The sequence below is a fragment of the Streptomyces sp. 150FB genome (genome assembly GCF_000818195.1).
In the GTDB taxonomy this organism is placed as follows: domain Bacteria; phylum Actinomycetota; class Actinomycetes; order Streptomycetales; family Streptomycetaceae; genus Streptomyces.
In genome coordinates, this window is sequence record NZ_JTHL01000001.1 from 4498463 (window position 1) to 4507459 (window position 8997).

The 8997-nt window shown below is 70.9% G+C and carries 9 protein-coding genes; 8 read left to right on the forward strand and 1 reads right to left on the reverse strand.

Features of this window, described 5'->3' with window-relative positions:
- Together QR77_RS19210 and QR77_RS19215 are read left to right on the forward strand one after the other, a co-directional pair.
- Positions 1 to 1052 (forward strand): PP2C family protein-serine/threonine phosphatase (locus QR77_RS19210; protein WP_063798048.1); only part of this gene is annotated, 1052 nt, incomplete at its 5' end.
- A gap of 132 nt (positions 1053 to 1184) precedes the next feature.
- The gene (locus QR77_RS19215; protein ID WP_040023149.1) at positions 1185 to 2654 is read left to right on the forward strand and encodes an aminopeptidase P family protein; all 1470 of its coding nucleotides are present in this window, start codon (positions 1185 to 1187) and stop codon (positions 2652 to 2654) included.
- Between the two features lie 70 nt (positions 2655 to 2724).
- On the opposite strand, the gene QR77_RS19220 is transcribed toward QR77_RS19215, so the two are convergent.
- Positions 2725 to 3216, reverse strand: coding sequence for an ATP-binding protein (locus tag QR77_RS19220; protein ID WP_040023151.1), 492 nt, complete (start codon positions 3214 to 3216; stop codon positions 2725 to 2727).
- Positions 3217 to 3409: 193 nt separating this feature from the next.
- On the opposite strand from QR77_RS19220, the gene QR77_RS19225 reads away from it, so the two are divergent.
- The 6 genes from QR77_RS19225 to QR77_RS19250 all read left to right on the forward strand — a co-directional run.
- Complete coding sequence (locus QR77_RS19225) at positions 3410 to 4252, forward strand: hypothetical protein (protein WP_040023153.1); 843 nt, start codon at positions 3410 to 3412, stop codon at positions 4250 to 4252.
- Between the two features lie 256 nt (positions 4253 to 4508).
- A complete protein-coding gene (locus QR77_RS19230) occupies positions 4509 to 5273 on the forward strand; it encodes a YcnI family protein (protein WP_040023155.1) in 765 nt (254 codons plus the stop codon).
- Between the two features lie 87 nt (positions 5274 to 5360).
- Complete coding sequence (locus tag QR77_RS19235; RefSeq protein ID WP_040023157.1) at positions 5361 to 6023, forward strand: SCO family protein; 663 nt, start codon at positions 5361 to 5363, stop codon at positions 6021 to 6023.
- Entirely contained in the window at positions 6020 to 6529 is a 510-nt protein-coding gene (locus tag QR77_RS19240; protein ID WP_040023159.1) for a copper chaperone PCu(A)C, read from the forward strand. Before QR77_RS19235 ends, QR77_RS19240 begins: the two co-directional genes overlap by 4 nt.
- A 14-nt stretch (positions 6530 to 6543) precedes the next feature.
- The gene (locus QR77_RS19245) at positions 6544 to 8544 is read left to right on the forward strand and encodes a copper resistance protein CopC (RefSeq protein ID WP_040023161.1); all 2001 of its coding nucleotides are present in this window, start codon (positions 6544 to 6546) and stop codon (positions 8542 to 8544) included.
- 150 nt (positions 8545 to 8694) lie between these two features.
- A partial coding sequence (locus tag QR77_RS19250; protein ID WP_173476444.1) for a Dyp-type peroxidase domain-containing protein occupies positions 8695 to 8997 on the forward strand: 303 nt, incomplete at its 3' end.

Consider the following 8997-nt stretch of genomic DNA (forward strand, 5'->3'; position numbering starts at 1 on the left):
TGGTCGGCGCCGCGCGCGCCGCCGGCGCGGCCGGCGTGGGCGAACCGGACCTCCTCGGCGACGCCGAACTGGACCCGCGCCAGCGCGAAGTCGCCGCCAGGCTCGGCTACGGCGCCAGCTACGCCGTACCGCTCACCGCCGCGGGCGACACCGCCGACACCGGGACCGACACCGCGGCCGACCCCCGCACCGGCGCCGGCGGAAAGCTCGGCGCCGCCGTCTGGCTGTACGACGAGCCGGCCGAACCGGTCGAGCGCCAGCGCCACCTCGTCGGCCTCTACGCCCGGCACGCCTCCGAACACCTCGCCCGCCTGCTCGACCTGGAGCGCGCCCGCACCCAGATCACCACCCTGACCGAGGAACTGCTGCCCGCCCGGCTGCCGCGCGTCCCCGGCGTCAAGCTCGCCGTACGCCACCACACGGGACCGCGCGGCGGCGGCGACTGGTACGACGCACTGCCGCTGCCCGAAGGCGCGCTCGGCCTCGCCGTCGGCTCGGTCGGCGGATCGGGCCCGAGCGCCGTCGCCGCCATGGGACGGCTGCGCGCCTCGCTGCGCGCGTACGCCGTCATGGAGGGCGAGGACCCCGTCGCCGTACTCTCCGACCTCGAACTCCTGCTGCGCCTGACCGAACCGGCGCGCACGGCCACCGCGCTCTTCGCGTACACGGAACCCGGACGGCGCACGATGCTGCTCGCAGGAGCCGGACACGCGCCCCCGCTCATCGTGGGGGACCGGCGCACGGAGTTCGTCGAGACGACGCTCTCCGCACCCCTCGGGATGCTCACGTGCTGGGAAGCGCCGAGCGTGGAACTCGCCGCCGAGCGAGGAGAAACGGTGCTGCTCTACACGGACGGGCTGCTCCGGCGTACCGGCGACCCCATGGACCGCGCCTCGGCGCGGCTGCACGCGGCCGCCGCCGGCGTACCGAAGGCCCTCAGGGACGATCCGGGGGCGATCGCCGACCACGTCCTGCGGACCGTACTGCCCGAAGGGCGTGTGGACACCGGGGCGGCGGACGACATCGTGCTGCTCGCCGCCCGCTTCGACTGATTCCTCACAGCCGCTCCGTAACCACCGGGCCGTCTTCCCCTCGCACATACGATGGAGCGGCGGCCCGGTGCCGTGACGTCCGCGTACGTCGTGTCGTGATTTTCGCCGATTGTCGAGTCAGGAGAAGAAGACGTGGCTGAGGAGCTCCTCCCGGAGGACCCGGAAGCGGAAGCTGAAGCGGAAGAAGAGCCGATCAAGCAGCGGAAGAACGGTCTGTACCCCGGTGTGTCCGACGAGCTGGCCGAGAGCATGCGCTCCGGCTGGGCCGACACCGATCTGCACGGCCTGGAGCCCGTCGAGCAGGCCGCCGAGACGGCCGCCCGGCGCGCCGCGCTCTCCGCGCGCTTCCCCGGCGAGCGCCTGGTGATCCCGGCGGGCAACCTCAGGACCAGGTCGAACGACACCGAGTACGCCTTCCGCGCCTCGACCGAGTACGCGTACCTCACCGGCGACCAGACGCAGGACGGCGTCCTCGTCCTGGAACCGCGTGAAGCCGGACACGACGCGACGATCTACCTGCTGCCGCGCTCCAACCGGGCCAACGGCGAGTTCTGGCTCGACGGCCAGGGCGAGCTGTGGGTCGGCCGCAGGCACTCGCTGGCCGAGGCCGAACAGCTTCTCGGCATCCCCGCCAAGGACGTACGCGAAGTGGCCGCCGCCCTCGCCGAAGCCACCGGACCGGTACGGGTCGTCCGCGGGCACGACGCCTCCATCGAGGCCGCGCTCACCGACAAGGTCACCGCCGAACACGACGACGAACTGCGCGTCCACCTCTCGGAGGCGCGCGCCGTCAAGGACGCGTTCGAGATCCGTGAACTCCAGAAGGCCGTCGACTCGACCGTCCGGGGCTTCGAAGACGTCGTGAAGGTCCTCGACAAGGCCGAGGCCACGAGCGAGCGCTACATCGAAGGCACGTTCTTCCTGCGCGCCCGCGTCGAGGGCAACACCGTGGGCTACGGCTCGATCTGCGCCGCAGGACCGCACGCCACCACCCTGCACTGGGTACGCAACGACGGCGCCGTGCGCTCCGGCGAACTGCTGCTGCTCGACGCCGGCGTGGAGACCCACACCCTCTACACGGCCGATGTGACGCGCACGCTCCCGGTCAGCGGGCGCTACAGCGAGATCCAGCGAAAGATCTACGACGCGGTGTACGAGTCGCAGGAGGCGGGTATCGCCGCGGTCAGGCCCGGCGCCAAGTACCGCGACTTCCACCACGCGGCGCAGCACGTCCTGGCCGAGAAGCTCGTCGAATGGGGCCTGCTGGAAGGGCCGGTCGAGAAGGTCCTCGACCTCGGCCTCCAGCGCCGGTGGACCCTGCACGGCACGGGCCACATGCTGGGACTCGACGTCCACGACTGCGCGGCCGCCCGCCGCGAGGTGTACGCGGACGGGACGCTGGAGGCGGGGATGTGCCTCACCGTCGAGCCCGGACTGTACTTCCAGGCCGATGATCTGACCGTCCCGGAGGAGTACCGGGGCATCGGCGTCCGGATCGAGGACGACATCCTCGTCACGGAGGACGGGAACCGGAATCTGTCGGCGGGACTGCCCCGGCAGGCCGACGAGGTCGAGGCCTGGATGGCGGCGCTCAAGAGCTGAACCGGCCGGACCTGGGCCCGCGCCCGGCCCTCGCCCGGAGAGAAAAACGGCAGGACGCTCCGCACAGAGTTCACACCGCTCTGAGCAGGGCGTCCTCCCGCCATTTCAGGACCTTGTCGAAGCTGACCACGGCGCCGCGCCCCGGCCGGTTGCGGAAGTGCACATGGTCGGCGAGCTGCTCGATCAGACACAGCCCCCGCCCGTGCTCGGCCATGGCAGCCGGAAGCGGAGCGGGAACGGACGCCCGGCGCCGCCACGTACGCCAGGACGGCTGGCCGGGGCGGAAGCCGGGACGGAAGCCCGGTCCTGAATCAGCCACTTCGATACGGCACTTCTCGCCCTCCAGATACGCCGTCACCTGGTAACCCCCCGGCGCCTCACCCGACCCGGCACCCCCGCCGTGCTCAACGGCGTTGGCACAGGCCTCACTGAGCGCGAGCGACAGATCGAAGGAGACGTCGGGGTCGACACCCGCGGTTTCCATGGCACCGATCAGCAGGCGACGCGCCAGCGGAACGCTCGCGGCCTCGCGCCGCAAGTGGAGAGACCACCAGATGCTCATGTTCCAGCCTCCTGGCTGCGGCTCGACATACCGTTACGTATTGCCCTTCACGACCACTCGTAAGCGCGCGGCGGATGTGATGGCCCTCATTCGGCGGACGCGAATGCGGTACACGGCCGTGTAAGGGACACGCGGTGACCTTCCGGACCTGCCCTACGCCGGACCAGGCCCCAGTGCGATGATGAGGGCCGCCATGACTGCCCCCGTCGCACACGCCGGAGCCGCCCCGCGGCTGTTGAGGGCCGCGGTGTTCACCGCGGTCTGCGTTGTGCTGGCCGCCACCGGGCACGTACTCGCCGCCTGCGCGCCCGTCCCCTGGTGGACCCTGCTCCTCGGCTTCGTCGGGGTGTTCGCCGTCGCGGCGCCCCTCGCCGGACGGCCGCGCTCGACCGCCACCATCGTCGGCGCCCTGACCGGTGGACAACTGACGCTGCACACCCTGTTCGGCCTCGGGCAGGGGCCCATGGTGATGTCGGGGCGGGTGACACCGGGGCAGAGCGGCGACGCGGTCGTCGACCTGGCGTCGAAGCTCGTCTGCGGACCGAGCGGCTCGTCCCTCAGCCACAGCGAAGCCCTCCGGATCGTCACCTCGTCCCACATGGACCCGGCCATGAGCGCCGAACACGCGCACATGGCCATGGGTCCCGGCATGGGATCCGTCATGGGCGCCGCTACCGGTACGGGGGTCCTCGGCCTCGCCGAAGGGCTGCTGCCCACCCTGCCCATGGCGCTGGCACACCTGTTGGCCGCACTCGCGACCGGCTGGCTGCTGCGCCACGGCGACCTGGCGCTCGTCCGGCTCAGCCGGCTCTCGGCCCACGGCATGGGCGAGTTCACGGAGAACGCCCAACTCCGGGCCCTGCGGGCCGCGCTCACGCTCGTACAGGCGCTGCTCGGCGGGCTCCCCGCCGTACCCGTACCGGAACCGCACCTCCGGCACCTCTCCTACGGCCCTCCTCCGGCGCCGGCCGGGGAGACACTCCAGCACACGGTGATCAGGCGCGGCCCACCGGCCGCCCTCGCTCTCGCGGCCTGACGCGTCGCGTACGCCTCCGCACTCCCGCGCAGGCGCGAACCGACGCGTACGCGGATGAACCGGACGTGCGGGCACAGTTACGTACGTGCGTCCGCGGCGCCGCGATCGAGCCGGGCACGCTCCGACCTCCGACGTGCCCTTCCGCCGTCACCTTTCCACATCACCGTCCCTCCTCGCCGCGCCTGTGCGCGGCGATCACACCGTGGAGTGTTCTGTGTTCCCAGCCGTGAACGTCCCAGCCCGAAAGCGTTCCTCCGTGAAGCTCTCCGCTGCGAACGTCGCCCGTGTCTCCGTCGCCGGAGCCGTCGCCGCCTCCGCCCTGCTGCTGTTCGCCGGTCCCGCCTCCGCGCATGTCAGCGTGCAACCGCTGGGCCAGGCCGCCAAGGGCGGCTCGGCCGTCGTCAACTTCAAGGTGCCCACCGAGCGCGACGACGCCTCCACCGTCAAGCTGGAGGTCAACCTCCCGGCCGACCATCCGCTGGCCTCGGTCTCCGCCCAGGCCATGCCCGGCTGGAAGATCACCGTCACCAAGACCAAGCTCGCCAAGCCGCTCGAACTGCACGGCAGCAAGGTCACCGAAGCGGTCTCCAAGGTCACCTGGACCGCCGACGGCTCCGCCAAGGTCCCGCCGGGGCAATTCCAGATGTTCCCGCTCTCCCTGAGCCCGCTCCCCGAGGACACCGACCAACTCGTCTTCAAGGCCCTCCAGACGTACGACAACAAGGAAGTCGTCCGCTGGATCGAGGTGCCCAAGGAGGGCGCGCCGGAGCCCCAGAACCCGGCGCCCGTGCTGAAGCTCACCGCGGCGGTCCCCGCCGACGACCACGCCGCCGCGGGACCCGCCGCCGCCTCCACCGCAGCGGCGGACGAGGCGTCGGCCAAGAAGGACGACCCGAAGACCACCTCGGCCTCCGGCACCATCAGTGACACCACCGCCCGGGTCCTCGGCATCGTCGGCATCGTCGTCGGCATCGCCGGAGTGACCTTCGGAGTACTCGCCGGACGGCGCCGCGCCGCCTGACGCACCACGCATCCGTGGCACGCGAGGCCGGGGAGACCCGGCCCCGCGTGCGCGGATGCCCCGCACCTCACCACCAGGAACCAGTTCATGCGCAAGAAAACCGGGCCGGCCCTCGTCACTCTCGCGATCGCCGCCGCACTCACCCTGTCCGCCTGCGGAAGCAGCGGCGGGGACAGCTCGTCGAAGTCGGTCGCCGACATCTCCGGACAGTCGGAGCAGACGTCGAGGACCGTGCTCGACCAGCCCTTCACCAAACCGAACCTCGTGCTCAAGGACACCAAGGGCAAGACGTTCGACTTCCGCAAGGAGACCCAGGGCAAGCCGACGCTCCTCTACTTCGGCTACACCAACTGCCCCGACGTCTGCCCGCTGACGATGAGCAACCTCGCCATCGCCAGGAAGTCCCTCACCAAGGCCGAACAGGCCCAGCTCCAGGTCGTCTTCGTCACCACCGACCCCGAGCGCGACACCCCGGCCGAACTCGCCAAGTGGCTGCCGGCGGCGGGGGACCCCTCCTTCATCGGGCTCACCGGCGACTTCCACGCCATCCAGGCCGGTGCCAGGAGCGTCGGCATCTCGATCGAACCGCCCGTGAAGCAGAAGGACGGCACCATCGTCTCCACCCATGGGGCCGAGGTCGTCGCCTTCTCGCCGAAGACCGACGGCGGTTACGTGCTGTACGACGAGGACGCCACCGCCAAGGACTACTCCAAGGATCTGCCGAAGATCATCCGAGGCGAGAAGCCGTGAACCGCCGCGCCGTTCTCACTCTCACCGTGAGCCTCGCCGCCGGACTGGCACTGGCCGGCTGCTCCGCCGAATCGTCCGCCTCCACCTCCGACTCCGGTTCCGCCGCCTCGGCGGCCTCCACCGCGCCCGGCGGCATACCGAAGCTGCAAGTCACCGGCGCCTTCATGCCACAGCCCGTCGGCGACCTCGCGGCCGGCTTCCTCGTCGTCACCAACAAGGGTGGCGGCGCCGACAGACTCACCTCGGTCACCAGCGACATCTCCGACAACATCTCCATCCACAAGACCGAGAACCAGCGGATGGAAGAAGTCACGTCGTTCCCCGTCCCGGCGGGCGGCACTCTTGATCTCGAACGCGGTGGCAACCACATCATGTTCATGAGCATCAAGAAGCAGCCCAAAAAAGGTCAAACGATCGACGTCGAACTGCACTTCGAGAAGTCCGGCCCCGTCAAGGTCGAACTTCCCGTGAAGGAGACCAACTACAACCCGGCCACCCAGCAGTGAGGGACTGAGACGCCATGACAGCCACCGCCCCGCGCTTCGGAGCCGCACCTCTCGTGCGACTGCTGCTCGTCACCACGGTGCTCCTCGGCGCCGTTTTCACCGTGCTCTCCGGCACGGCGTCGGCACACGCCGCACTGACAGGGAGCACACCCGAGGACGGGGCGGTGGTCGCGACCGCCCCCAAGGACATCACCCTCACCTTCTCCGAACAGGTCGCCCTCGGCGACAACGCCATCCGCGTACTCGACCCGGCCAACAAGCGCGCCGACACCGGGAAGACCCGCGACCTCAGCAGCTCGGGCAAGGCCCGCTACGGCATCGGCCTCCACGCCGGCCTGCCCGACGGCACCTACACCGTCGCCTGGCAGGCCGTGTCCGAGGACAGCCACCCCGTCTCCGGCGCCTTCACCTTCTCCATCGGCGCACCGTCGAAGACGACCGCGGCCCTCCCCGACCAGAACGCCGGCGGCGGACTCGTCGGCATCCTCTACGGCATAGCGCGCTACGCCTCCTACGCCGGGTTCGTCCTGCTCGTCGGCGGCGCCGCCTTCATCCTCGGCTGCTGGCAGCGCGGCGCCTCCGTACGCCCCCTGCAACGCCTCGTCGTCCGGGGCTGGGTCACCCTCACCGCGGCCACCCTCGTACTGCTCCTGCTCCGCTCCCCGTACACCGGCTCGGGGAAGCTGGCCGACGCCTTCGACCTCGGCGGCCTCAAGGACGTCCTCAGTACCAAGGAGGGCACCACACTCGTCTCCCGGCTCGTACTCCTCGGCGTCGCGGCCCTCTTTGTCGCCGTCCTCTTCGGCGCCTTCGCCAAGCGGGACAGCGCGGGTGGCGACGAGGAAGGCCGGGAGAAGAAGGACCTGACCTTCGGGCTCGCCGTCGGCGGCACCGTCGTCGCCGCCGGCATCGCGGCGACCTGGGCCCTCTCCGAACACGCGTCGACCGGCATCCAGACCGGCCTCGCCATGCCCGTCGACATCCTGCACCTGCTCGCCGTGGCCGTCTGGCTGGGCGGACTCACCGCTCTGCTCGTCGCCCTCTACCGGGCTCCCTTCATCGACAGCGCCGCCGTACAGCGCTTCTCCCGTACCGCCTTCGTGAGCGTCTGCGCACTCGCGGCGACCGGGCTCTACCAGGCCTGGCGGCAGGTCGGATCGTGGTCGGCGCTCGGGGGCACGTCGTACGGTCAGCTCCTGCTCGTCAAGGTCGGTCTGGTCGTGGTGCTCATCGCCATCGCGTGGTTCTCGCGGCGGTGGACCGCGCGGCTGGCGCAGCGCGGAGAGGTACGGACGGCCGAAGCGGAACAGAACGCGACCGCGACCGACGCTGAAGCCGACGCCGACGCCGAAGCCGAAGAGGCCGACCCCGAGCCCGTGGCCGCGACAGCGCCCCTGGCGGCGACCGTCGGCGGATCCACGGGCTCGGCTGCCGGCACAGTCAGAGCTACCCAGCTCGCCCGCCAGAAAGCCGCATTGGCGACAGCACGCCAAAAACGCATCCGGGACGCCGACCCCGCCCGCTCGGGACTGCGCCGCTCCGTATTGGCGGAAGCCGGCGTCGCCGTCGTACTCCTCGGCGTCACGACCGTACTGACCGCCACCGAACCCGGCCGCACCGCCGAAGAAGCCGCCGCCCTGCCCCGGGCGGCAGCGGCGGCGCCCGCCGTCCCCGTCCCGGTCAACGTCAGCCTGCCCTTCAACACCGGCGGCCCGAAGGGCAAAGGCACCGTCGAACTCGACATCGACCCCGGCCACACCGGCACCAACGTGATGCACATCTACGTCAACGGACCCGACAACCAGCCGCTCGACGTACCCGAGGTGAGGGCCTCCCTCACCCTCAGCGCGCAGAAGATCGGCCCCCTGCCGATCGTCCCCCAGCGCTTCGCCGCCGGACACTGGGCCGCCGACGGCATACAGATCCCGCTGGCGGGCGACTGGCTGCTCCAAGTAACCGTACGGACCTCGGACATCGACGAGACGACTGTCGACAAGCACATCAAGATCGGCTGACCCACCGTGAGCGAAACAACCCGGCCAGGACGCGACATACAGCCCGGCCAGAAGAACAACCAGAACAGCCAGAACGACAAGAACGACCTGAGCGGAGACCGGCGGCACGCCACCACCGAGCACGACGACGGCCGGGCCGCCGCCGCCCGTATCTCCAGGCGGCGGCTGCTCGGTACGGCAGGAGCCGCCGGCGCCACCGGACTCGTCCTAGGAGCGGCCGGCGGAGCGAGCGTCTACGCCGCCACCCGCCCCGAGGCGCCGACCGCGCTGAGCACCGTGGGAAGCGACTCCGTCCCCTTCCACGGCACGCACCAGGCCGGCATCACCACCCCCCTCCAGGCCTGCGGCCACCTCATCGCCTTCGACCTGGCCCCCGGCTCGGGCCGCAAGGAAGCCGCCGCGCTGCTGCGCCGCTGGTCGGCCTCCGCACGCGCGATGACGGCGGGCCGGCCC